Raw genomic sequence first — 21,614 nt, 5'->3', positions numbered from 1 at the left:
GGCCGGTGCCCTCTCCCACCTCCCAGCGGATGAGCCCGGTTCCCCCTCCCCGCGGACGGACCAGCAACACCCTCACACCGATTCGCGCAACTCCGAAGCCAAACCAAACAGCGGGAACAACTTCTCCGTATCGAGAAAAAAGCACATCCCCGAAATGGCGTTGCCGTCCAGTTCGAGCACGATGACCGACCATGGGATCCAGACACCGGGCTCGTTGCCGGGCTTGTACTGGCCGAAGGCGGGTTCGCCGTTGGCGCCGGGCAGGCGGATCATGCGGGAGTCGCGGCAGGCGTTGCCGTGGCCGAGCATGAACGCGGCGACGTTTGCCGGGCCGGAGACCCAGAATTCGAGCGGCGGCATGGACAGGGAGACGTCGGTTTTCAGGAGTGTGGTGAGGGTGTCCATGTCGTAGGCCTCGAACGCCTCGACGAAGTTGTCGATCAGCTTGCGCTGATCCTCGTTCGATTCGTCGTAGGTGTCCGTGGCGGCGGGCTGCACCTTGGACATGGTGGCTCTGGCGCGTTGCAGGGCGCTGTTGACCGATGCGGGGGACATGGTGAGGGCCTCGGCGGTCTCGTTGGCGGAGAAACGCAGCACCTCCCGCATGATCAGGATCGCGCGCTGGGTGGCGGGCAGGTGCTGACAGGCCGCGACGAAGGCCAGCCGCAAGGTGTCCTTGGCCGAGGCGTGGTCGGCGGGGTCGGCGCCGAAGGCGAGGGCATTCGGGATCGGCTCGATCCAGACGTAGTCCGGCTGCGGTGCGGGTAGTGGGGAATCCGGTCGCGACGGTCCGGACAGGTCCATCGGCCTGGCTCGCCGCTGCGGTCCGTCGAGCATGTCGAGGCAGACGTTGGTGGTGATTCGATACAGCCAGGAGCGCAGGCTCGCGCGGCCCTCGAAGGAGTCGTAGGACTTCCACGCGCGGGTGAAGGTCTCCTGGACGGCATCCTCGGCCTCGAAGGACGAGCCGAGCATGCGGTAGGCGTAAGCGCACAATTCCCGGCGGTGCTTCTCGAAGGATTCGAGCACGTCGGGAGCGAGGCCGGCGGTCTGGCCGGACAGGTCGTTCATGGGTGTCACCCTGCCACAGCCCACCGACACATCCCAGACCCAAAACCTTGCTACCAGCACGATCAAGATCATCGACCGGCCTGCCGCAGTGCGGCCTGTCACATCGTGTGGGCGAGCGATGAGTTCCCCCGCTGAAGCCCGTCTCTATTTGTGCGCAACTAAACAGGCGGACTACGAAAAGGTGTCGACATGACCAGCCGGATGATTTTTCTCAACCTACCTGTCGCCGAGCTGAACCGGTCGAAGAATTTCTACGAGGCGCTTGGCTGGAAGGTCAATCAGGAATTCTGTGACGACGACGCGGCCTGCATCGTGATCGATGACAACATCTGCCTGATGCTGCTGACTAGAGGCTATTTCACCACCTTCAGCAAGCGCCAGGTCGCGGACACCACCGAGAAGATCGGCGCCACTTACGGTTTGGCGCTAACCAGCGTCGCGGAGGTGGACGCGCTCGCGTCGGCGGCGCTGGCCGCGGGCGGCACCGAGGAGATCAGCGAGGACAAGCGGTCGCAGGAGGAGCAGGTCGGCATGTACAGCCGCACCTTCCTCGATCCGGACGGGCACCAGTGGGAGCCGTTCTGGATGGACTACCCGGGCTGTTGAGCTCCGGCGAGGGGCCGCCCCCGGGTACCGAATGGTGCCGAGGGCGGCCTCGCGCATTCGCGGCTCGCAAGCGCTCTGAGCGTACCTTTTTCAGCTGCCGGTGAAGCTCGGCTTGCGCTTCTCCGCGAAGGCCTTCGGACCTTCCTTGGCGTCGGTCGAGCGGAAGACTGCGGTGCCGAGCTTCGCGTCGATCTGGAACGCCTCTTCCTCGTGCATGCCCTCGGTGTCCCGGATGGTGCGCAGGATGGCCTGCACGGCAAGCGGGCCGTTGGCCGCGATCAGCGCGGCGAGTTCGAGTGCCTTGTCGAGTGCGCCGCCGTCGGGCACCACATGCCCGATCAGCCCGATCTCCTTGGCCTCCGCCGCGGTGATGTGCCTGCCGGTGAGCAGGATGTCCGCGGCAACGGTGTACGGAATCTGGCGGACGAGGCGCACCGCGGAGCCGCCGAGCGGGAACAGTCCCCAGCGTGCTTCGGACACACCGAATTTCGCGCTTTCGCCGGCCACCCGGATGTCGGTGCCCTGCAGGATCTCGGTGCCGCCCGCGATCGCCGCGCCCTCGACCGCCGCGATCAGCGGCTTGGTGAGCCTGCGGCCCTTGAGCAGTGCCTCGATCTTCGACAGATCCCAGCCGCCGCCCGCGAACGAATCGCCGGGGTGCTGGGTGGTCATCGCCTTCAGGTCCGCGCCCGCGCAGAACGCGCCGCCCGCGCCGGTCAGGATCGCCACCCGGATGTCCGGATCGCTGTCCACCTGGTCCCAGGCGTCGCGCATGATCGCCATCATCTCCGCCGACAGCGCGTTGCGCGCCTCGGGGCGATTCATCGTCACGATGAGGACATGGTCGCGTTTCTCGACGAGGCAGTGTGGCATTGATGGATCTCCCGACGTTCCAGGGGACGGCAGCCGACGAAGTCGGCGGGGGTAATGGAATTCAGCCTTGCCAGGAACAGTAACACGTTCTATTTTTAGCCTTGTGAGCTACAACATAGCGGACCTTGTCGAACACTCCATCGACCTGATGCCCGACCGCGTCGCGCTCGCTGACGACGGCCGCGAGGTGACCTACGCACAGCTGGAGGAGCGCGCCAACAAGTTGGCTCACTACCTGCTCGAACACGGTGTCAAACCGGGTGACAAGGTGGGCATCTACTCGCGTAACACGATCGAGGCCGTCGAGGCGATGGTCGCGGTGTTCAAGGCGCGGGCAGTGATGATCAACGTGAACTTCCGTTACGTCGAGAACGAGTTGCAATACATCTTCGACAATTCGGACATGGTCGCGCTGATCCACGAGCGCCGGTACAGCGATCGGGTGGCCGGCGTCCGGCCGAAAACCCCGCTGCTGAAGACGGTTCTCGTCGTCGATGACGATACGACCGGCACCATCGAGACCGCAGCGGATTCGGTCGAATACGAGACGGCGCTGGCGGCCTCGTCGGGCGAGCGGGACTTCGGCGAGCGGTCCCCCGACGACATCTTCATGCTCTACACCGGCGGCACCACGGGGCTGCCCAAGGGCGTGATGTGGCGGCACGAGGACTGGTGGCGCGTGCTCGGCGGTGGCATCAACTTCATCACCGGTGAACCGATCGAGGACGAGTGGCAGCAGTCCAAGGTGGGTGCGGCCAACAATCCGAGCATGGTTCGGTTCCCGATCCCGCCGATGATCCACGGTGGTTCGCAGACGGCGACGTTCCACAGCTTGTTCGACGGCGGCAAGGCCGTGATGCTGCCCGAGTTCAGCGGGCATGGGGTGTGGCAGGCGATCGATCGTCACAAGATCAACCTGATCTTCATCACCGGTGACGCGATGGCGCGGCCGATGTTGGACGCGTTGATCGAAGGCAACCCGGAAACCGGTCAGCCCTATGACCTTTCGAGCCTGTACGTGATGGCCAGCAGCGCGGCGCTGTTCTCGCCCGCGATCAAGGATCAATTCCTCGAGTTGCTGCCGAACCGGATGATCTCCGATTCCATCGGCTCTTCGGAGACCGGTTTCGGCGGTCTGTCGATCGTGGCCAAGGGCGTCAACCACACCGGTGGGCCGCGGGTGAAGATCGACGGCTCCACCGAAGTGCTCGACGAAGACGGCAACCCGGTGCGGCCCGGCTCGGGTGTGGTCGGAATCCTGGCTCGCCGCGGGCACATTCCGCTCGGCTACTACAAGGACGAGGCGAAGACCGCCGCAACGTTCAAGGAGTACAACGGTATTCGCTACGCCATCCCCGGCGACTACGCCAGGGTCGAGGAAGACGGCACGGTCACCATGCTCGGCCGCGGCTCGGTCAGCATCAACAGCGGCGGCGAGAAGATCTACCCCGAAGAGGTCGAGGGGGCACTCAAGACCCACCCGGAGATCTTCGACGCCCTCGTCGTCGGCGTCGACGACGAACGCTGGGGCCAGCGCGTCGTCGCGGTAGTGCAATGCCGTGGCGAGAACCGGCCGACCATCGATGATCTGCGCCCGTTCCTCACCAAAGAGATCGCCCCCTACAAGCTGCCGCGCAGCCTGTGGTTCGTCGACGAGATCAAACGGTCCCCGGCGGGCAAGCCCGACTATCGTTGGGCCAAAGCGCAAACCGAGGAGCGGGCCGCCGACGAGCACGCTGAGGCGAGCCGCAAGTAGGACATCGGAAACAGGGGGAAATCGAAAGTGGTTGTCCGCTACGGGTACTTCGAGGCGACCGCGCGCGGCTTCGAGCCGTTGCCGTTCGCCGCGAGCGCCTGGTCGCCCACGATGATCAATGGGCCCGCGATCTGCGGACTGATGGCCAGAGCGCTGGAACAGCAACACTGTTCGGCGGGCTTCATGCCCGCCAGACTCACCGTTGATCTGTTCCGGCCCACTCTGGCCAAACCACTGACCGTGGTGACGGAGCTGGTTCGGGAAGGACGGCGGATCCGGGTCGCCGACGCCGCGCTGATGCAGGACGGCGTGGACGTGGCCAGGGCGACGGTCGTCTTCCTCAAGCGATCGGTCCAGCCGCCGGGGCAGTTGTGGACGCGGGCGGAGGTCCCGCAGCCGCCGTCGGTGCCGGTCGCCACCGAACCCACTCGTCCGCTATGGGGCAGCGACGCCCATGCCGACGGGTGGTCCGGCGAGATCGGTGAACACCAGAACGACAGTCGAAAGCGCATGTGGCAGGTGCCGTTATGGGTGGTCGAGGGCGAGACGCCCTCGACATTCGTCGGTGCCGTGGTGATCGGCGAGGCGACGAGCCTGATGACCAATTGGGGCAGCGCGGGCGTCGGCTTCATCAACACCGATATGACCCTGGCCCTGGCCAGGCAGCCGGTGGGGTCCGAGGTCGGCGTGGAGGCCGACAGCCACATCAGCGCGGACGGCGTCGCGGTCGGCAGCGCTACCTTGTTCGACCGCACGGGGTCCTTCGGGACCTGCGTGGTCACCGCGTTGTCGAATGCCGAGCGTCAGGTCGATTTCGCCAACGGCGACTTCACTTCCGCGAAGGCCGTTAGCTAGCAGCGACTTTCGACGGTCAACGGTTGGCGAGTTCGGCGAGCCGGTAGGCGAGCGCCTGGCGGACGGCGGGGATTCGGGTGAGCGTCGACATGGTCAGGTTGCGTACCGCGCGGGCGGGCCGGGGCGTCAGGGTGGCCATCCTGGTCATCCGGTCGGTAAAGGCCACTACGCCGAGCGCTATTGGGCGCCTTGTGGTTTCGTAGGTGTCGAGCACGGCTGTCGGCTCGCCGCCGACGACACGGGCGAGTAGCGGTCCGAGGGTGGCGGCGTCCTGGATACCGGTGTTCATGCCTTGGCCGCCCGCGGGACTGTGTACGTGGGCGGCGTCGCCTGCCAGGAAGATTCGGCCGGCGCGGTAGTGGTCGGCGACGCGATGATGCACGCGGAAGCGCGAACTCCACAGCACCTCGAGGACTTTGCTGTTGCCGCCAGGGCCTCGGGTGTCGAGGATGGTTTGAATGTCGTCGCGGGTGGGGTGCTCGGGAGCCTCGTCGACGGTGGCGACTACGCGGTAGCGGTTCGGCTCGGCTTCGTCGGGCAGCGGCGCGACCACCGTGACGCCCTCCGGTGAAAGATGCAGTGCCACTTCGTCACGGGCGATCGGCCAGTCCATTCGGACGTCGGCGAGCACGAAGGAGGCGGGGTAGGTGTCGCCGGTGAAACCGATGCCTGCCTGATCGCGGACGACGCTGTGCATGCCGTCGGCGCCGATGACGTAGTCGGCGCGGAGGGTGCCTACGGCGCCAGAGTCGTCAGTGTATTCGACAGTGACGCCGTTGTTTTCGTCAGCGACTCGGGTCACCTGGTACGGCCGCCGGACGTCGCCGCCTGCCTTGCGCAGCCGGGCGAGCAGTACTGCCTCCGTGGTGTCCTGCGGCGCCATCAGGGTGAAGGGGTACTGCGTCGGGAGGTCGTCGAATCGGATGGTTGCCAGGGTGCGCGCACCGTCGTGCACGGTGAATCGCGGCACCACAATGCCTTTGGTGATGAGCACGTCGGCAATGCCGAGCTCGTGCAGCACCTCGAGGGTTCGGGCGTGCACGACGGCGGCGCGAGAAGTGTTGGCGCCCTCGGCAAGGCGATCCAGGAGCACGAAGTCGACGCCGGCGTCGGCCAGGGTGATCGCCGCGGTCAGTCCGGCGGGACCCGCACCGACGATCACGACGGAGGTGGTGTCCGGCAGCGGATTCTGGGTGGTGTTCATCGGAACTCCTGAGGTCAACATCTGTAGGCCAACGCCTGTTGGCATAACGGTAGCGCGCCCGATATTGCAAAGTCAACAGTTGTTGGCCTACATTCGTTGGCATGACGATCGAGCCTGATCAGCAACCTGCGCGCCGCTCCGATGCGACCCGCGCGACCATCCTCGACGCCGCTCGCGCCCGGTTTGCCGCCGAGGGCTACGGCAAGGCGACCATCCGCGCGATCGCCGCCGACGCCGCGATCGACCCGTCCATGGTCATGCGCTATTTCGGCAGCAAAGACGGCTTGTTCGCCGCCGCGGTCGATATCGATCTCGCCCTGCCCGACCTGGCCGCCGCCGACGAGACCGAGGTCGGTGAGTTGCTGATCCGCCGCTTCCTCGCTCTGTGGGAGGAGCCGCCCGGCAACGAGGTACTGCTGACCCTGCTGCGCTCATCGATCACCGACGAAGCCGTCACCGAACGCTTCCGCAATGTCTTCGCCCAGCAGGTGCTGCCCGCCGTCCTCCGCTTCGGCGACCCCGCCGACGCTCCCCGCCGCAGCGCACTCGTCGTCACCCAGCTCCTCGGCATCGCCCTGTGCCGCTACATCCTGCGCATCCCCCCGGTCGTCGCGTTCACCCGCGACGAGCTCATCGCGGATATCGCGCCGACCCTCCAGCGCTACCTCACTTCGAAGCCGATCGCCTCCTGAATCCGAGTACACCGGACAGGCGAAGGCGTTGACTCGGGCCCATCAGCTTGTGCGAGCAATAGATTCAGGTGCGGACCGAGCGGGCGTGATCCAGTCGTCGTCACCTCGGCGGGATCTCCCGAGTCGATCTAGGACACCGGGACCGCTGTGTCGGTGGGCGATTCGTTGGTCTCGACGCTGGGGTGCGCGCTCGCGGTGAGCGCGCCGAGGATCGCGACCGAGATGCGGGCGAGGGTGGACCGTACGGTGGGAATATCGTCCTCCGGAATGTTCGTTGGTGCGCGGTGCGCACTTCGATGTTGTGTGGAACCCCTCGGTATTCGGTACGGGTCAGCATCCGGATAGGTGTGGTCTGCGCACAGATGGGTTCGCCCGCAACGCAACTGATCAGCGTGTGGCGTGGATGAGCGCTACAGACGAAGAACGCCCCGCCGTTACCCGGCGGGGCGTTCGGTAATGCTACGGATCAGGACGGGGTAGCGGCCAGCAGCGCACCGAGGGCGCGAAGGTGGTCGGTGCCGCCGCCGAGCGCGAACTCGTTGTGCTTGGCGGCGGTGAAGTAGTTGTGCACGATGTGGTCTCGGTCGATGCCTACCCCGCCGTGGACGTGGACGACGGTGTGCGCCACCCGGTGACCCGCGTCGGCGGCCCAGAACTTGGCGGTGTGCACGGCTTCGGCGCTGGGGAGGTCTTCGGAGATCTGCCATGCGGCCTGGGTTACCGCCAGTCGCAGGCCCTGGACATCGATGTAGGCGTCCGCCAAGCGCTGGGCAACGGCTTGGAAGCTGCCGACCGCTTTGCCGAATTGTTCGCGCTCACGGGCATATTCGGCGACCAGATCGAGTGCGCGTTCGAGGGTGCCGAGCTGTAGTGCGCTGAGTCCGAGCCAGGCGCGAGTGAGCAGCCAGTCGAGGATCTCGGCGCCGTTCTCGACGGTGCCGATCAGCTCGGCCGGGGTGTCGGTGAGCTCGACGGCGTATTCGGGGGTGCGGTCGACCACCTGCTGCGCGGTCACCGTCGCGGCTGCCGGATCGACCAGGAACACCGCGGCGACCCCGGCGACCGTGGCCGGGACCAGGATTCGGTCCGCCCGGTTCGCGAAGGGCACCGTGGTCTTGGCGCCGGTGAGTCGCCAGCTGCCGTCCACCTCGACGGCGGTGGTGGTGGGCCGGGCGGGCTCCCAGTTATGTTCTTCGGTAAGTGCGGCGGTCAGGATCACCTGACCCGCGCCCGCGCGCGTCGCCCGATCCTGTTGCGCCGCATCGCCGAACTTCGCCAGCGCGCCCGCCCCGACCACGATCGACCATAGGTACGGCACCGCCGCGACGTACTTGCCGAGCTCACGCAGGACGGCGGTCTGCTCGAGCGCGCCGAAGTCGTTGCCACCTACCGTCTCGGGCAGTGCCGCCGCCAGCACCCCGGTCTCGGCAAGCGAACTCCAGAGCGCCTCGTCGAATCGTTCGGCCGCGGTGTCGAGTTCGCGCAGCCGGTCGGCGGTGACGAGCTTGCCGCACACCTCGCCGGTCAGCCTGCCCAGGTCGAGCTGGGCTTCGGTGGGAGTGAAATCCATTTCTGCTACCTGCTTTCCGGCTCAGCGCGCCGACGCGGGCTGCTTGAGCGCCGTCATGGCGATGATGTCGCGCTGCACCTCGTTGGTGCCGCCGCCGAAGGTGAGGATCAGCGCGGCACGATGCATCCGCTCGAGCCGTCCGCGCAAGGCCTCGCCGTACGAGTCCTGGCGCAGATACGCCTGCGGGCCAAGAACTTCCATGAGCAGCCGGTACCCCTCGGTGGCCAGTTCGGTGCCGTACACCTTGCAGGTGGAGGCGTCCCACGGCCGTGGTGCGGCGTCGCCGCCCGCGTCGGCCCGGCTGGCGATCTCCCAGTTGAGCAATTTCAGGTATTCGACCTTGGCGTACACGCGCGCCAGATTGAGCTGCACCCATTCCTGGTCGATGACGCGGGAACCGTTGCCCGCCTTGGTATTGCGGGCCCATTCGACCGTCTGGTGCACGGCGAGACCCAGCGGTCCAGCCGAGGTCAGTGCGACGCGCTCGTGGTTGAGCTGGTTGGTGATCAGCGACCAGCCGCCGTTCTCCTGGCCGACCAGTGAACTCGCAGGCACCCGGACGTCCTGGTAGTAGGTCGCGCTGGTGTCCGGCCCCGCCATGGTGTGCACGGGTGTCCAGGAGAAGCCCTCGGCGGAGGTCGGCACGATGAGCATGCTGATGCCCTTGTGCTTCTTGGCCGTTGGATCGGTGCGGACCGCGAGCCAGATGTAGTCGGCGTAAGCGATCAGGCTGGTCCACATCTTCTGGCCGTTGATCACGTAGTCGTCGCCGTCGCGCACCGCGTTGGTGCGCAGGCTGGCCAGGTCGGTGCCCGCGCCCGGCTCGGAGTAGCCGATGGCGAAGTGCAGTTCGCCGGCCGCGATCTTGGGCAGGAAGAAGCGCTTCTGCTCCTCGCTGCCGTAGTGCATGATCGTCGGCGCGACCGAGTTGATGGTCAGGAACGGCACCGGCGCGCCCGCGATGGCCGCCTCGTCGGTGAAGATCAGCTGATCCATCGTCGGCCGGTCCTGGCCGCCGAACTCCTTCGGCCAGGCCAGCGTGAGCCAGCCGTCGCGGCCCATCTCCTGCACGACCTCGCGATAGACGTTGCCCTGGCCGTACTCGCCGGTCTGCGCGCTGAGCGCGGCCCTGCGCTCGGGAGTGATGAGTCGCGCGAAGTAGTCGCGCAGCTCCGCGCGTAGCTCCTCCTGCTGCGGCGTGTACGCAATGCGCATGGCAAATACCTCAGGCCTTCGTCGATGTGGGTTCACCCGATCATTGCATATCGACTGAAACATGTTCCAGTATTGAGGGCGAATCGGGTCGATGGCGCCACCTCCGGCGGCATCGGCTTGTTAGGCTTCGGCAAGGATCGCGGTAAAGGAGTTCTCATGAAGGTCAGCGTCGATCTGGATCAGTGTGAAGCGAACGGAATCTGTGTCGGAATCGCCCCCGACGTGTTCGAACTCGATGATGAGGACCAGCTGCACATCCTCGAGGCGGACGTGCCCGCAGACCGGTTGGCCGACGTCGAGGACGCGGTGGCGCAGTGCCCGAAAGCGGCGCTGCGGCTGCAATGAGACCGACCCTTGCCATAGAATGGAACACGTTCTAGGGTCGGGCTCGTGGCTGATGATGTGAGTCTTGCTGGGCGGGTGGCGATCGTTACGGGAGCAGGAGCGGGGCTTGGGCGGGCGGAGGCGCTCGCGCTGGCCGGGGCCGGTGCTTCGGTGGTGGTCAACGACCTGGCCGAGTCCGACGCGGTGACCGACACGCTGTCCGAGATCCGCGCGCTCGGCGCCAAGGCCGAATTCGTCGCGGGCAGCATCGCCGAACGGGCGACTGCGGACGCGTTGATCCGCGCCGCCGAAGAGTCCTTCGGCAGCGTCGACATCGTGGTGAACAACGCGGGCATCACCAGGGACCGGATGCTGTTCAACATGTCCGACGAGGACTTCGACGCCGTTGTCGCGGTCCACCTGCGCGGTCATTTCCTGTTGTCCCGCAACGCCGCGACGTACTGGCGCGGCAAGTCCAAGGCGGCCGGCGCGCCGGTATACGGCAGGCTGATCAACACCTCCTCGGAGGCGGGTCTGCTCGGACCGGAGGGCCAGGCCAATTACGGCGCCGCCAAGGCGGGCATCACCGCGCTGACCCTGTCGGCGTCGCGGGCGCTGTCCCGTTATGGCGTGCGCGCCAACGCGATCGCGCCCCGCGCGCGCACCGCGATGACCGAGGCCGTGTTCAGCGCCGCGCCCGAGGGGGAGGTGGACCCGCTCTCGCCCGATCATGTGGCACGGCTCGTCGCCTACCTGGCTTCGCCCGCCGCCGACACGGTGAACGGCCAACTGTTCGTGGTCTACGGCGGGATGGTCGCGCTCATGGCGGCGCCCGTCGTCGAACAACGATTCGACGCCAACGGCGGACAATGGTCCGCCGATGATCTCGCCGCGGCACTCGGCGGCTATTTCGCCGAACGCCCTGCCGCGCAGACATTCTCGGCCTCGGCGCTGCTGGATCTAGGCTGAGTTCGTTCGACGCGGCCGCGCTGCGCGAAACATGCGCAGCGAGGACCGACTTTTGCAAGACCCGGTGACAATGAACTGCTGATCGGCCGTCCAACTGTTGATCAAGGGTCGGGCACTTGGTAGACATTGGTGGGTGAGATGTGTGCCGCCTCACAAAGGTGGGATCTATCTCCTGACACTCGTTCCAAATTTATACGCCGATGCAAAGAAAAAGTGCAGTTCAAAAGTGGCAAACATCTTCCGGCGACGCAGTGAACGTGTTCTAATCGTTGAGGCGGTGCGGCCTCGGTGAAGAATCGTGCCGTGGGTAAGACGCGCAGATTTCAGCAAGGAGGTTCAAAGATGAACGAGGTCCTTGCTGTGCCATTGCGGGCAGTCGGCGGGTTCTTCGAACTGACGGCCGAAGTCGCGCGTTCCAGCGTGCGCAGGCCATTTCAAGGACGCGAGTTCATCGACCAGTCCTGGTTCATCGCACGCGTTTCGATCGTGCCGACAGTGTTGGTCGCGATTCCATTCACCGTTCTGGTGAGCTTCACGCTGAACATCTTGTTGCGCGAGATCGGCGCGGCCGATCTCAGTGGGGCGGGCGCGGCATTCGGCGCGGTCACCCAGGTCGGCCCGATCGTCACCGTGCTGATCGTCGCGGGCGCCGGTGCCACCGCCATCTGCGCTGACCTGGGCGCCCGCACGATCCGCGAGGAAATCGACGCGATGCGAGTGCTCGGTATCAATCCGGTGCAGCGGCTGGTGGTGCCGCGCGTGCTCGCGTCGATGTTCGTCGCGCTGATGCTCAACAGCCTGGTGTGCACCATCGGTATCGTCGGCGGATTTCTGTTCTCGGTCTTTCTCCAGGACGTGAACCCCGGCGCGTTCGTCAACGGCATCACGCTGCTGACCCATTTGCCCGAATTGGTCATCTCGGAGGTGAAGGCCGGATTGTTCGGGCTGATCGCCGGGCTGGTGGCCTGTTATCTGGGTCTGAATGTCAAGGGTGGTCCCAAGAGTGTCGGTGATGCGGTGAATCAGACCGTTGTCTTCGCCTTTATGGCTTTGTTCGTGGTGAACGTCGTGGTCACCGCCGTTGGTATCAAGTTCACGGCGCGGTGACCGCATGGCCTTCGTGATCGAATCCCGCTTCCCGCGTACCGTGCGACGAGTGCGTCGGATGTCGGACTCGCTCGATTCTGTAGGTAAACATGCTGTGTTCTATGCACAGGCCCTGGGGGCCATTCCGCGTGCCTTGACGCACTATCGCACCGAAACCATTCGGCTGATCGCCGAAATCAGCATGGGCAGCGGCGCTTTGGCGGTGATCGGCGGCACCGTGGTGATCGTCGGCTTCCTGACGCTGTTCGCGGGCGGCACCATCGCCGTGCAGGGGTACAGCTCGCTCGGCAATATCGGCGTCGAGGCGCTCACCGGCTTCTTCGCGGCATTCATCAATGTCCGCATCGCGGCGCCGGTGATTTCCGGCATCGGCCTGGCCGCCACCATCGGGGCAGGCTCGACCGCGCAGCTCGGTGCCATGCGGGTGGCCGAGGAGATCGACGCGCTGGAATCCATGGCGATCCGGCCGGTGCCATATCTGGTCGGCACCAGGGTGCTCGCCGGGATGATCGCGATCGTTCCGCTGTACGCGCTCGCGGTGATCGCGTCGTTCCTGGCCAGCCGGTTCGCCACGGTGGTGATCTACGGGCAGTCGGCGGGTGTGTACGACCACTACTTCTCCACCTTCCTGATCCCGAGCGACATCCTCTGGTCGTTCGCCCAGGCGATCTTCATGGCGCTGGCGGTCATGCTGATCCACACCTATTACGGCTTCCATGCCGCGGGCGGCCCGGTCGGCGTCGGTGTCGCGGTCGGCAATGCGGTGCGGGCCTCGCTGGTCGCGGTGGTCACGGTGACCCTGCTGATCTCGCTGGCCATCTACGGCACCTCCGGCAACTTTCACCTGTCCGGGTAGAGCGAGATGGCGGATTCGAACACAGTGCGCGCTGCAGTGGGATACAAGTTGGCCGGTGCCGCGATGGTGCTCGTGCTGGTCGCGATCGTCGCCGTCGCGATGGTGATGTTCGTCGGCGGTTTCACCTCGACGGCCACCGTGACGATCGACGCGCCACGCGCCGGGCTGGTGCTCGATCCCGACGCCAAGGTGAAGGTGCGCGGCGTGGAGATCGGCCGGGTGGTCTCGATCGACCAGACCGCCGACGGCGCCAGCCTGAAGCTGGCACTGAATCCCGAACAGCTGAAGCTTGTTCCGGCCAACGCGGGCGTTGATATCCGCTCCACCACCGTCTTCGGCGCCAAGTACGTCAACTTCACCGTGCCGCAACAACCTTCGTCGGCCTCGCTACAGCCGGGGGCAAGGGTGACGGCACAGCACGTGACCGTCGAATTCAACACGCTGTTCCAGCACCTGTCCGACGTGCTCGCCAAGGTGCAGCCGGAGAAGCTGAACGCGACGCTGTCCGCGCTCGGCACGGCGCTGCAGGGCCGCGGCGAGAAGCTGGGCGACCTGCTCGCCCGCAGCGACGCCTACCTGCGCGACATCAACCCGTATCTGCCAACCCTGCAACAGGATCTGGTGCGCACCGGCCAGGTCACCGACCTGTACGCGGACACCGTTCCGGACCTGTTGCGCACCGTGGACAACGCGACTGTCACCAGCCGGACGCTGGTCGACGAGCAGCAGAGCCTCGACGACGTGCTGGCCAACCTGACCGGGCTGGCCGACACCACGGGCTCGGTGCTGCGGGAGAACGAGGCCAATTTCAGCACCGCGCTCGACCTGCTGCGCCCGACCACGAGCCTGCTGTTCGAGTACGCCCCCGCGCTCAGCTGCATCATCAACGGTCTCGGCCCGATGATGCCGCTGGCCGAGGAGGTGTTCGGCGGCAAGCTGCCCGGCATCGGGATGAACACCAACTTCATGTTCGGCGCGCAGCCATACAAGTATCCGGACGACCTGCCGAAGGTGAACGCGACCGGCGGCCCGCACTGCGAGGGCGTGGTGGATCGGGTGCCGGACAGCCATGCGGGTTACGTCGTCACCGACACGAACGAGGGAGCCCCGTACGTGCCGAACACGGGTTTCACCAAGCCCAACGAGGCACCGAAGGTGTTCCAGCTGTTGTTCGCCGGACTGCCGGGGGTGGGCTCGCTGTGAAGAACACCGCCACGACGGTAAAGCTGCTCATCTTCACGTTGGTGATGGCGCTGGTGTTCGCGGGTCTGGTGATCGTGTTCAGCCAGATGCGCTTCGCCAGGGAGTACGGCTACCACGCCGTGTTCACCAGCTCGTCGGGAATGGTGCCCGGCTCGAAGGTGCGCATCGCCGGTGTTCCGGTCGGCTCGGTCTCCTCGGTGAAGGTGGGCAAGGACCATCTCGCGCACGTCGATTTCGACGTCGACCGCAAGTACCGGCTGCTCACCAGCACCCGTGCCACCATCCGCTACGAAAACCTGGTCGGTGACCGGTATCTGGAGTTGCTCGAGGGGCCGGGCAGCACCGAGGCGCTGCGTGACGGCGACACCATCGACAAGGACAAGACCGCGCCAGCGCTGGACCTGGACATGCTGCTCGGCGGGTTCCGCCCGCTGCTGCGCGGCCTGGATCCGGCCCAGGTGAACGACCTGACCGGCGCACTGTTGCAGATATTTCAGGGCCAGGGCGGCACCCTGGTTTCCCTGCTGAACAGCGGCGGCTCGTTCGCGAAGACCCTCGCGGACCGCGACGAACTGATCGGCAACGTGATCAACAACCTGAACACGGTGCTGCAGACCATCGATCAGCGCGGCGACCAGTTCGCCACCACGCTCGACGAATTGCAGCGGCTGGTCAGCGGTTTGGCCGCCGACCGCGACCCGATCGGCGACGCGCTGCCCCGTATCGCGGGCGCGACCCGCGACCTGACCGGACTGCTCCAGCAGGCGCGGCCGGACCTGCGCTCCACCATCGAGCAGACCGGCCGGCTGTCCACCAATCTGGACAACGGCTCGGACACCATCCAGTGGGTGCTCGACAAGTTGCCCGACACCTACAAGAAGCTGATCCGCATCGGCGCCTACGGCTCGTTCCTGCAGCTCTACGTCTGTGGGACCAACCTGGTCGTGGACGGCCCGAACGGGCAGCCGATGCAGGTGAACCTGCCGGGTAAGCAGACGACCGGAAGGTGCACGCCCTGATGAACGAGCGATCACGCGCCGTCACCATCGGCATCGTCGGGATAGTCGTCGCGGCGTGTGTCGCCCTGTCCGCCTTGCAGTTCGGCCGACTGCCGTTCATCCGCGGCGGCGCGACCTACACCGCCTACTTCGCCGACGCGGGCGGACTGCTGCCCGGCGACGCGGTCCAGGTGGCCGGCGTGCGGACCGGCCAGGTGGACGATGTCCAACTGGATGGCGCCAAGGTGCTGGTCCGGTTCACCCTCGACGAGTCGATCGTGCTCGGCCAGAAGACCTCCGCCGCGATCAAGACCAACACCGTGCTCGGCCGCAAGTCGCTCGAGCTGACCCCGACCGGATCGGGCGCGCTGCGGCGCAGCGACACGATTCCGTTGGACCGCACCACCTCTCCGTACTCGCTCAACGACGCGCTCGGCGACCTCGGCCGCACGGTGCATGGGCTGGACATGGACCAGGTGGACAAGACCCTGGACACGCTCTCGGCGACCTTCGCCGACACTCCGGCGCCGTTGCGCGCGGCGCTGGACGGCGTTACCGCGTTGTCGCGCAGCATAAATGCCCGCGATCAGGCGCTGTCCGAGCTGCTGAAAAGGGCGCAGAACGTCACCAAGATCCTGGCCGACCGGAGCAACCAGATCAACGCGCTGCTGCTGGACGGCAACAACCTGCTCGGCGAGCTGGACCGGCGCCGCGCCGCGATCGGGCAGCTGATCGTCTACGTCAACGAGGTGGCCAAGCAGCTGTCCGGCCTGGTCTCGGACAACGAGCCGATCCTGAAACCCGCACTGGACAAACTGAATTCGGTGCTCGGCCTGTTGCAGCGCAACAAGCAGAACATCTCCGACGCGCTCGACGGCCTCGGCCCGTACGCCGCGGCGCTCGGTGAGCAGGTCGGCAACGGGCCGTGGTTCAACGCCTACGTCGTCAACGCGACAAGTACCGAATTGCAGCCGCTGGTGGACGCGCTGGTGTGGCCCGAGCATCTGCCCGAGGACCTGCGCAATATTTTCACCAACCCGGCACCGCCGTCGATCGGTCCCGCCCTTCAGGAGCCACCGCGATGAACATGCTGGACAGAGCTCGCAAGCTGCCGCGCTGGGCGCTACTGGTCGCAGGCGGGCTGGTCGCCGTGCTGGTGCTGGCCGCGGTCTACGGCGGCGTGACCCGGATCGGGAAGACCAAGATCACCGCGTATTTCCCGTCGACCTCCGGGCTGTATCAGGGCGATGAGGTCCGGGTGCTCGGCGTGAGCGTCGGCCGGATCGACTCGATCGAGCCTGGCAAGGACCGGGTGAAGGTCAAGATGACCATCGACCGCGGCATCGACCTGCCCGCCGACGCACGCGCGGTGATCATTTCGCCGTCGCTGGTCTCGGCGCGGTTCATCCAGGTGGCGCCTGCCTACGTCAGCGGCCCGAAAATGCGCGACGGCGCGGAGATTCCGCTCGAGCACACGGCCGTGCCGGTGGAGTGGGACGACATCAAGGCCGAACTTTCCAAGCTGTCGACGACTCTCGGCCCGGTCGGTGACGACCCGCAGGGGTCGTTCGGGCGCTTCGTCAACACCGCCGCCGACAACATGGACGGCAACGGACAAAAGCTGCGCGACACGTTGCGCGAACTGTCCGCGACCCTGAACACGTTGTCGGACGGGCGAACCGATCTGTTCGGTACCATTCGCAATCTGCAGAAGTTCGTCGACGTGCTGTCGGCGAGCAACGAGCAGATCGTGCAGTTCGGCGGCAGGCTCGCGTCGGTGTCCTCGGTGCTGGCCGGTACGTCGCAGGAACTCGGTGCGGGACTGGACAATCTGGATACCGCGCTCGGCGACGTGAAGCGGTTCCTGGACGGCAGCGGCGCCGAGCTCACCGAGGGTGTGCAGCGGCTGGCCGACGTCACCCAGCAGCTGGTAGACAAGCGCCCCGAACTGGAGCGGGTACTGCACTCGGGACCAACGGCGCTGGTGAACTTCTACCAGATCTACAAGCCGGCCCAGGGCACCCTCGCGGGCGCGGTCTCGCTCAACAACACGGCCGATCCGCTCGGCTTCCTCTGCGGTTCGGTGCGGGCGCTGGAAACCAATGACTCGGATCGCTCCGCCGATCTGTGCGCGCAGTATCTCGCGCCGGTAATCAGTTCGCTCGCGATGAATTACGCGCCGATCATGCTGAATCCGGCCACCGGCGTGCACGCGTTCCCGAACCAGCTGACCTACAGCCCGCCGAGCCTGGCCGGGCAGACGGCCCCGCCCGGGCCCGCGCCGGGACCCGCGCCGGTGATCGTGCCGAACGGCCTTACCGGACTTGCTATTCCAGGAGGAGGGCGATGAAAAAGCCTCGCCGGATGGCCATGCTGGTGGTGGGTCTCGCGGTGGCGCTCGGCGTCTCCGGCTGTGAGTGGGACGGGTTGAACTCGCTGCCGATGCCGGGCACCGAGGGCACCATGGACGGCGCGTACAAGGTGCACATCCAGATGCCGAATGTGACCACGCTGACCAGGAATTCACCGGTCCGGGTCGACGACGTGACCGTCGGCACCGTGTCGGACATCGAGGTGGAGGGCTGGCACGCGCTGGTCACCGTCACCCTGAATCCGAGCGTGCGGCTGCCCGCCAATGCCATCGCCAAGATCGGCCAGACCAGTCTGCTCGGCAGCAATCACATCGAGCTGGCCGCGCCGAGTGACGTTGCGCCGCAAGGGCAGTTGCAGGGCGGCGACCTGATTCCGCTGGAGCGGGCCGGCGCCTATCCGACGACGGAGCAGGTGCTCTCGTCGCTGTCGGTGGTGCTCAACGGCGGCGGCATCTCGCAGCTGGAAACGATTACCCGCGAACTGAATTCCGCGCTCAGCGGCCGGGCCAGCGACATCCGCGATCTGCTGCCGCAACTCAACCAGCTGACCACCAACCTGGACAAGCAGCGCAACGACATCATCGCGGCGATGAGCGGACTCGATCGCCTCGGTGGCCAACTGGCCAAGCAGCGTGATGTGGTCGCCGCCGCCATCGAGCGGATCCACCCCGCGCTCACCGTGCTCGCCGACCGCACCAAGAACATCACCGCGACGATCAACGCGCTCGGCGACCTCAGCGACGTCACCGACCGGCTCATCGCAAGCAGCGGCGACAACCTGAAGGCCAACCTGCGTAGCCTCGCCCCGGTGCTGCAGACGCTGGCCGACACGGGGAACAACCTCATCGAGTCGCTGAAGATCATCCCGACCTTCCCATTCCCGATGAAGAACCTCGACAAAGCGATCATGGGCGACTACCTGAACCTCTTCATCACCGTCGACCTCACCGGAAAGCGGTTGGACAGCAACTGGTTGACCGGCACGCCGCTCGGTGGTCGATTCGGCGGCGTCGAGGGCGTGGTCGGCAGTTTCGCGCCCGACACCGCGACACAGAGCGGCAATCCGGCGACCGGACCGCTGCAAACGGGGCAGGCCCCTGGTGCCCAGCCGACGCCGACCATTCCCGGCCTGCCGCCGATTCCGGGCCTGCCCGCCATCCCGGGTCTGACCGTGCCGATGCCGGGAGCCACTGCGCCACAAGGGGGTCCGGGCCGATGACGCTCACCCGATTCGTCCGCATCCAGCTGGCGATCTTCGCCGTGCTCACGGTGATCGGCCTGGTGATCATGGGCGGGGTGTATGTGAAGGTGCCCGCGATGTTCGGCATCGGCCGCTACGACGTCACGGTGCGGCTGGCGGCGACAGGTGGTCTCTACCCGACCGCCAACGTCGCCTACCGCGGCACCAATGTCGGTGTGGTGCGCGATGTTCGGCTCACCCCCGACGGGGTCGAGGCGAAGCTGTCCATCGACAGCGACTACAAGGTCCCGTCGGATGTCAACGCCTGGGTGCGCAGCGTCTCCGCGATCGGGGAGCAGTACGTCGACCTGATCCCGCCTGACCACCCGGCCGGCGGAAACTTGGCCGACGGCGCGGTGATTCCGGTGGGCCGCACGAAACTTCCGCAGGACGTCGGCTCGCTGCTCGACCAGTCCGACCGGCTGCTGTCCAGCGTCGCCGACACCCGGCTACGGCAGGTGATCGACGAAGCGTTCAAGGCGTTCAACGGCGCGGGCCCGGACCTGCAACGGTTCATCGATTCCGCGTCGCTGCTGGTGCAAGAGGCGCAGAACAGCGCGGAACCGACGAAGAAGCTCCTCGACCAGATCGGGCCGCTGCTGGATACCCAGCTCGAGTCCGACGCGGCCATCCGGTCCTGGACCAGCGACCTGGCCACCGTCACCGACCAGCTGCGCGCGCACGATCCGTCGCTGCGCAACGTGCTGCGCGACGGACCGTCCGCGATGCAGCGGGTCAGCGCGCAATTCGAATCGCTGCGCCCGACCCTGCCGCTGCTGCTGACCAACCTGGTCAGCACCGGGCAGGTCGGCGTCACGTATCACGCTGGGCTGGAACAACTCCTGGTGGTCTTCCCGCCGCTGATCGCGGCGTTGCGGACGATCATCCGCGGGCCGGTGGAGTACGGCGCCATGGTCGACTTCATGGTGGTGGTCAACGACCCGCCCGCCTGCACGACCGGATTCCTGCCGCCGAACGAACGGCGCTCGCCCAGCGAGCTCGATTCGATCCCGTCCCCGCCCGGCCTGTACTGCAAAGTGCCGCAGGACTCGCCGGTCGACGTGCGCGGCATCCGCAACACGCCGTGCGCCGAATTCCCCGGCGTGCGAGCGCCGACACCCGAGCTCTGCCGGACCGGTTACGTCCCGGAAGGGGACAACCCCGCGTTCGGTCCGCCGCGCCCGGTAGCGCCCGCGTCCGCGCCGGTCACACCGGGTTCGACACAGGTGGCACCCGCCGCGTACGGCACCGGCACGCCCGCTGCCGCGAGATCCTATGATCCGTCCACCGGCCAGTACATCGGCCCGGACGGCCGCACCTACCGACAGGGCGATATCGGACCGGGCGGTTCGGGCACGGTACCGTCGAGCTGGCAGGCGATGCTCGAGGAGCAGCAACGATGAAAGATGAAAACGCAGATCAGCACCGTACGCGGCGACGCGCGGTGCGCTCGGTGGGTCCGCCGGTGGACGAGACGGCGGCCGCCGTAGTGACGTCGGTTCCGGTCGCGAAGGCCGATACCGCCGCGTTCACAGCTCGTGCGGCGGCGCTCGGCGGCGAGGCTGACGTCAAGACGCCCGCCGACGCTGAAACAGCTTCCGGAGTCGCGGATTCCGTGTCGGACACGGCACCGGTAGCGGACAGCAATGTCGTCGACCTGACGAAGGGCGCACCCGCCGCCGACGCCGAGGACGCCGCACCCGAGCGGACCAAGCGCGGTGCCTGGCACGTCGTCGGCGTCGCGGCGGCCGCGGTCCTGGTGCTCGCGCTGCTGGTCGGTGCGGGCTTCGCCGGAATGAAGGTGCGTTCGATCGACGCCCGTGACGACCGCCGCGGTGCGTACGAACAGACCGCACGGCAGGCCATCCTGAACCTCACCACCATCCGCGCCGATTCGGCCAAGGCCGACATCGACCGGATCCTCTCGGTCGCCTCCGGCCAGTTCAAGACCGAATTCGACGGCCGGGTCGACCCGTTCATGAATATCGTGCAGCAGGCCAAGGTGGTCTCCAACGGCGAGATCATCGACGCCGCGCTGGAGAACGACAGTGACGACTCCGCGACGGTGCTGGTCGCCGCGAAGCAGTCGCTCACCAACGCGGGCCAGCAGGGCGAGCAGACCCGGTTCTACCGCTTCCGGGTCACCGTGAGTCGCGGCGACTCCGGCATGACGGTTTCGAAGGTGGAGTTCGTCGGATGACACTGCGTGGAATGACCAAGCGCGGCAAGATCTTCCTGGCCACCCTGAGCGTGCTCGCCCTGGCGGCGGTGGTGGTGCTCGGCGTCAGCGGCTACCGGATCTGGAACGACAACCAGGCCGAGCAGGCGCGTAAGGACGCGGTGACGGCCGCGAGCCGGACCGTCTCAGCCATGTTCACCTACGACTTCCAGACGGTGGACAAGGAACTGCCGAAGGCGGCCGACAATCTCTCGCCGAAGTTCAAGGACGACTACCTGAAGCTCATCGAGCAGGCGATCGCGCCGGGCGCCAAGGAAAAACAGCTCAACGTCAAGGCGACCACGCAGGCGGGCGGTGTCGTTTCCGGCGACAAATCGAAGGTGGTCGTGCTGCTGTTCCTGAATCAGGTGACCACCAGCAAGGATTCGCCGGAGGGCACCACCACGGGCAGCCGGGTCCGGGCCACGGTGGAGAAGGACGGCGACCGCTGGCTGGTCGATCAGGTCACGCCGGTCTGAGCGAAA

At 66.4% G+C, this 21,614-nt stretch carries 21 protein-coding genes; 16 read left to right on the top strand and 5 right to left on the bottom strand.

Annotated elements, in window-relative coordinates:
* Nucleotides 1-72: 72 nt before the first annotated feature.
* Nucleotides 73-1,071 (bottom strand): sigma-70 family RNA polymerase sigma factor, encoded by a 999-nt coding sequence (locus tag ACIA8C_RS15380; protein ID WP_397134952.1) that lies wholly within the window; start codon nucleotides 1,069-1,071, stop codon nucleotides 73-75.
* A 189-nt stretch (nucleotides 1,072-1,260) separates the two neighbouring features.
* On the opposite strand from ACIA8C_RS15380, the gene ACIA8C_RS15375 reads away from it, so the two are divergent.
* Complete coding sequence (locus ACIA8C_RS15375) at nucleotides 1,261-1,677, top strand: VOC family protein (protein ID WP_396991466.1); 417 nt, start codon at nucleotides 1,261-1,263, stop codon at nucleotides 1,675-1,677.
* Between the two features lie 90 nt (nucleotides 1,678-1,767).
* On the opposite strand, the gene ACIA8C_RS15370 is transcribed toward ACIA8C_RS15375, so the two are convergent.
* A complete protein-coding gene (locus ACIA8C_RS15370; RefSeq protein ID WP_397134950.1) occupies nucleotides 1,768-2,550 on the bottom strand; it encodes a crotonase/enoyl-CoA hydratase family protein in 783 nt (260 codons plus the stop codon).
* A 103-nt stretch (nucleotides 2,551-2,653) separates the two neighbouring features.
* Between ACIA8C_RS15370 and ACIA8C_RS15365 the strand changes: the two genes are divergently transcribed.
* The gene (locus tag ACIA8C_RS15365; protein WP_397134948.1) at nucleotides 2,654-4,306 is read left to right on the top strand and encodes an acyl-CoA synthetase; all 1,653 of its coding nucleotides are present in this window, start codon (nucleotides 2,654-2,656) and stop codon (nucleotides 4,304-4,306) included.
* Nucleotides 4,307-4,333: 27 nt separating this feature from the next.
* Complete coding sequence (locus tag ACIA8C_RS15360) at nucleotides 4,334-5,161, top strand: thioesterase family protein (protein WP_397134946.1); 828 nt, start codon at nucleotides 4,334-4,336, stop codon at nucleotides 5,159-5,161.
* 16 nt (nucleotides 5,162-5,177) lie between these two features.
* Here ACIA8C_RS15360 and ACIA8C_RS15355 read toward each other — a convergent pair whose 3' ends face one another.
* Entirely contained in the window at nucleotides 5,178-6,365 is a 1,188-nt protein-coding gene (locus ACIA8C_RS15355) for an FAD-dependent oxidoreductase (protein ID WP_397134944.1), read from the bottom strand.
* Nucleotides 6,366-6,466: 101 nt separating this feature from the next.
* Between ACIA8C_RS15355 and ACIA8C_RS15350 the strand changes: the two genes are divergently transcribed.
* Nucleotides 6,467-7,057: a TetR family transcriptional regulator gene (locus ACIA8C_RS15350; protein WP_397134942.1), complete on the top strand. Its 591-nt coding sequence runs from the start codon at nucleotides 6,467-6,469 to the stop codon at nucleotides 7,055-7,057.
* A 466-nt stretch (nucleotides 7,058-7,523) separates the two neighbouring features.
* Here ACIA8C_RS15350 and ACIA8C_RS15345 read toward each other — a convergent pair whose 3' ends face one another.
* Nucleotides 7,524-8,627 (bottom strand): acyl-CoA dehydrogenase family protein, encoded by a 1,104-nt coding sequence (locus tag ACIA8C_RS15345; RefSeq protein WP_397134940.1) that lies wholly within the window; start codon nucleotides 8,625-8,627, stop codon nucleotides 7,524-7,526.
* Between the two features lie 21 nt (nucleotides 8,628-8,648).
* Nucleotides 8,649-9,842: an acyl-CoA dehydrogenase family protein gene (locus ACIA8C_RS15340; RefSeq protein ID WP_397134938.1), complete on the bottom strand. Its 1,194-nt coding sequence runs from the start codon at nucleotides 9,840-9,842 to the stop codon at nucleotides 8,649-8,651.
* A gap of 156 nt (nucleotides 9,843-9,998) precedes the next feature.
* Here ACIA8C_RS15340 and ACIA8C_RS15335 point away from each other — a divergent pair, with 156 nt between their 5' ends.
* The 12 genes from ACIA8C_RS15335 to ACIA8C_RS15280 all read left to right on the top strand — a co-directional run bounded on the left by ACIA8C_RS15335 (nucleotide 9,999) and on the right by ACIA8C_RS15280 (nucleotide 21,608).
* Nucleotides 9,999-10,187, top strand: coding sequence for a ferredoxin (locus tag ACIA8C_RS15335; RefSeq protein ID WP_378742615.1), 189 nt, complete (start codon nucleotides 9,999-10,001; stop codon nucleotides 10,185-10,187).
* A 45-nt stretch (nucleotides 10,188-10,232) separates the two neighbouring features.
* A complete protein-coding gene (locus ACIA8C_RS15330; protein WP_397134936.1) occupies nucleotides 10,233-11,135 on the top strand; it encodes a 3-oxoacyl-ACP reductase in 903 nt (300 codons plus the stop codon).
* Nucleotides 11,136-11,477: 342 nt separating this feature from the next.
* Entirely contained in the window at nucleotides 11,478-12,242 is a 765-nt protein-coding gene (locus ACIA8C_RS15325) for an MlaE family ABC transporter permease (protein WP_397134934.1), read from the top strand.
* A gap of 4 nt (nucleotides 12,243-12,246) precedes the next feature.
* Nucleotides 12,247-13,098 (top strand): ABC transporter permease, encoded by an 852-nt coding sequence (locus tag ACIA8C_RS15320; RefSeq protein WP_150403814.1) that lies wholly within the window; start codon nucleotides 12,247-12,249, stop codon nucleotides 13,096-13,098.
* A 6-nt stretch (nucleotides 13,099-13,104) separates the two neighbouring features.
* Entirely contained in the window at nucleotides 13,105-14,301 is a 1,197-nt protein-coding gene (locus tag ACIA8C_RS15315; protein ID WP_397134932.1) for an MCE family protein, read from the top strand.
* Nucleotides 14,298-15,320, top strand: a complete 1,023-nt coding sequence (locus ACIA8C_RS15310; protein ID WP_397134930.1) for an MCE family protein — start codon at nucleotides 14,298-14,300, stop codon at nucleotides 15,318-15,320. Before ACIA8C_RS15315 ends, ACIA8C_RS15310 begins: the two co-directional genes overlap by 4 nt.
* A complete protein-coding gene (locus tag ACIA8C_RS15305) occupies nucleotides 15,320-16,384 on the top strand; it encodes an MCE family protein (RefSeq protein ID WP_397134928.1) in 1,065 nt (354 codons plus the stop codon). The genes ACIA8C_RS15310 and ACIA8C_RS15305 overlap by 1 nt, the downstream gene beginning before the upstream one ends.
* Entirely contained in the window at nucleotides 16,381-17,649 is a 1,269-nt protein-coding gene (locus ACIA8C_RS15300) for an MCE family protein (protein ID WP_397134926.1), read from the top strand. The genes ACIA8C_RS15305 and ACIA8C_RS15300 overlap by 4 nt, the downstream gene beginning before the upstream one ends.
* A complete protein-coding gene (locus ACIA8C_RS15295) occupies nucleotides 17,646-18,890 on the top strand; it encodes an MCE family protein (RefSeq protein WP_397134924.1) in 1,245 nt (414 codons plus the stop codon). Before ACIA8C_RS15300 ends, ACIA8C_RS15295 begins: the two co-directional genes overlap by 4 nt.
* Complete coding sequence (locus ACIA8C_RS15290) at nucleotides 18,887-20,314, top strand: MCE family protein (RefSeq protein ID WP_397134922.1); 1,428 nt, start codon at nucleotides 18,887-18,889, stop codon at nucleotides 20,312-20,314. Before ACIA8C_RS15295 ends, ACIA8C_RS15290 begins: the two co-directional genes overlap by 4 nt.
* Entirely contained in the window at nucleotides 20,311-21,111 is an 801-nt protein-coding gene (locus tag ACIA8C_RS15285) for a hypothetical protein (RefSeq protein ID WP_397134920.1), read from the top strand. The genes ACIA8C_RS15290 and ACIA8C_RS15285 overlap by 4 nt, the downstream gene beginning before the upstream one ends.
* Nucleotides 21,108-21,608, top strand: coding sequence for a h domain protein (locus tag ACIA8C_RS15280; protein WP_397134919.1), 501 nt, complete (start codon nucleotides 21,108-21,110; stop codon nucleotides 21,606-21,608). Before ACIA8C_RS15285 ends, ACIA8C_RS15280 begins: the two co-directional genes overlap by 4 nt.
* Nucleotides 21,609-21,614 lie beyond the last annotated feature (6 nt).

Source organism: Nocardia sp. NPDC051321 (genome assembly GCF_044455225.1).
In the GTDB taxonomy this organism is placed as follows: domain Bacteria; phylum Actinomycetota; class Actinomycetes; order Mycobacteriales; family Mycobacteriaceae; genus Nocardia.
Note: the sequence above shows the minus strand (reverse complement) of the source record. Positions and strands in the feature narration are given on the sequence as shown.

Excerpts from the sequence above, each read along its gene's own strand:
- ACIA8C_RS15380 (WP_397134952.1), bottom strand. The coding sequence starts at position 1,071 with ATGAACGACCTGTCCGGCCAGACCGCCGGCCTCGCTCCCGACGTGCTC.
- ACIA8C_RS15375 (WP_396991466.1), top strand. The coding sequence starts at position 1,261 with ATGACCAGCCGGATGATTTTTCTCAACCTACCTGTCGCCGAGCTGAAC.
- ACIA8C_RS15370 (WP_397134950.1), bottom strand. The coding sequence starts at position 2,550 with ATGCCACACTGCCTCGTCGAGAAACGCGACCATGTCCTCATCGTGACG.
- ACIA8C_RS15355 (WP_397134944.1), bottom strand. The coding sequence starts at position 6,365 with ATGAACACCACCCAGAATCCGCTGCCGGACACCACCTCCGTCGTGATC.
- ACIA8C_RS15350 (WP_397134942.1), top strand. The coding sequence starts at position 6,467 with ATGACGATCGAGCCTGATCAGCAACCTGCGCGCCGCTCCGATGCGACC.
- ACIA8C_RS15345 (WP_397134940.1), bottom strand. The coding sequence starts at position 8,627 with ATGGATTTCACTCCCACCGAAGCCCAGCTCGACCTGGGCAGGCTGACC.
- ACIA8C_RS15340 (WP_397134938.1), bottom strand. The coding sequence starts at position 9,842 with ATGCGCATTGCGTACACGCCGCAGCAGGAGGAGCTACGCGCGGAGCTG.
- ACIA8C_RS15335 (WP_378742615.1), top strand. The coding sequence starts at position 9,999 with ATGAAGGTCAGCGTCGATCTGGATCAGTGTGAAGCGAACGGAATCTGT.
- ACIA8C_RS15325 (WP_397134934.1), top strand. The coding sequence starts at position 11,478 with ATGAACGAGGTCCTTGCTGTGCCATTGCGGGCAGTCGGCGGGTTCTTC.
- ACIA8C_RS15320 (WP_150403814.1), top strand. The coding sequence starts at position 12,247 with ATGGCCTTCGTGATCGAATCCCGCTTCCCGCGTACCGTGCGACGAGTG.
- ACIA8C_RS15315 (WP_397134932.1), top strand. The coding sequence starts at position 13,105 with ATGGCGGATTCGAACACAGTGCGCGCTGCAGTGGGATACAAGTTGGCC.
- ACIA8C_RS15305 (WP_397134928.1), top strand. The coding sequence starts at position 15,320 with ATGAACGAGCGATCACGCGCCGTCACCATCGGCATCGTCGGGATAGTC.
- ACIA8C_RS15300 (WP_397134926.1), top strand. The coding sequence starts at position 16,381 with ATGAACATGCTGGACAGAGCTCGCAAGCTGCCGCGCTGGGCGCTACTG.
- ACIA8C_RS15295 (WP_397134924.1), top strand. The coding sequence starts at position 17,646 with ATGAAAAAGCCTCGCCGGATGGCCATGCTGGTGGTGGGTCTCGCGGTG.
- ACIA8C_RS15290 (WP_397134922.1), top strand. The coding sequence starts at position 18,887 with ATGACGCTCACCCGATTCGTCCGCATCCAGCTGGCGATCTTCGCCGTG.
- ACIA8C_RS15285 (WP_397134920.1), top strand. The coding sequence starts at position 20,311 with ATGAAAGATGAAAACGCAGATCAGCACCGTACGCGGCGACGCGCGGTG.
- ACIA8C_RS15280 (WP_397134919.1), top strand. The coding sequence starts at position 21,108 with ATGACACTGCGTGGAATGACCAAGCGCGGCAAGATCTTCCTGGCCACC.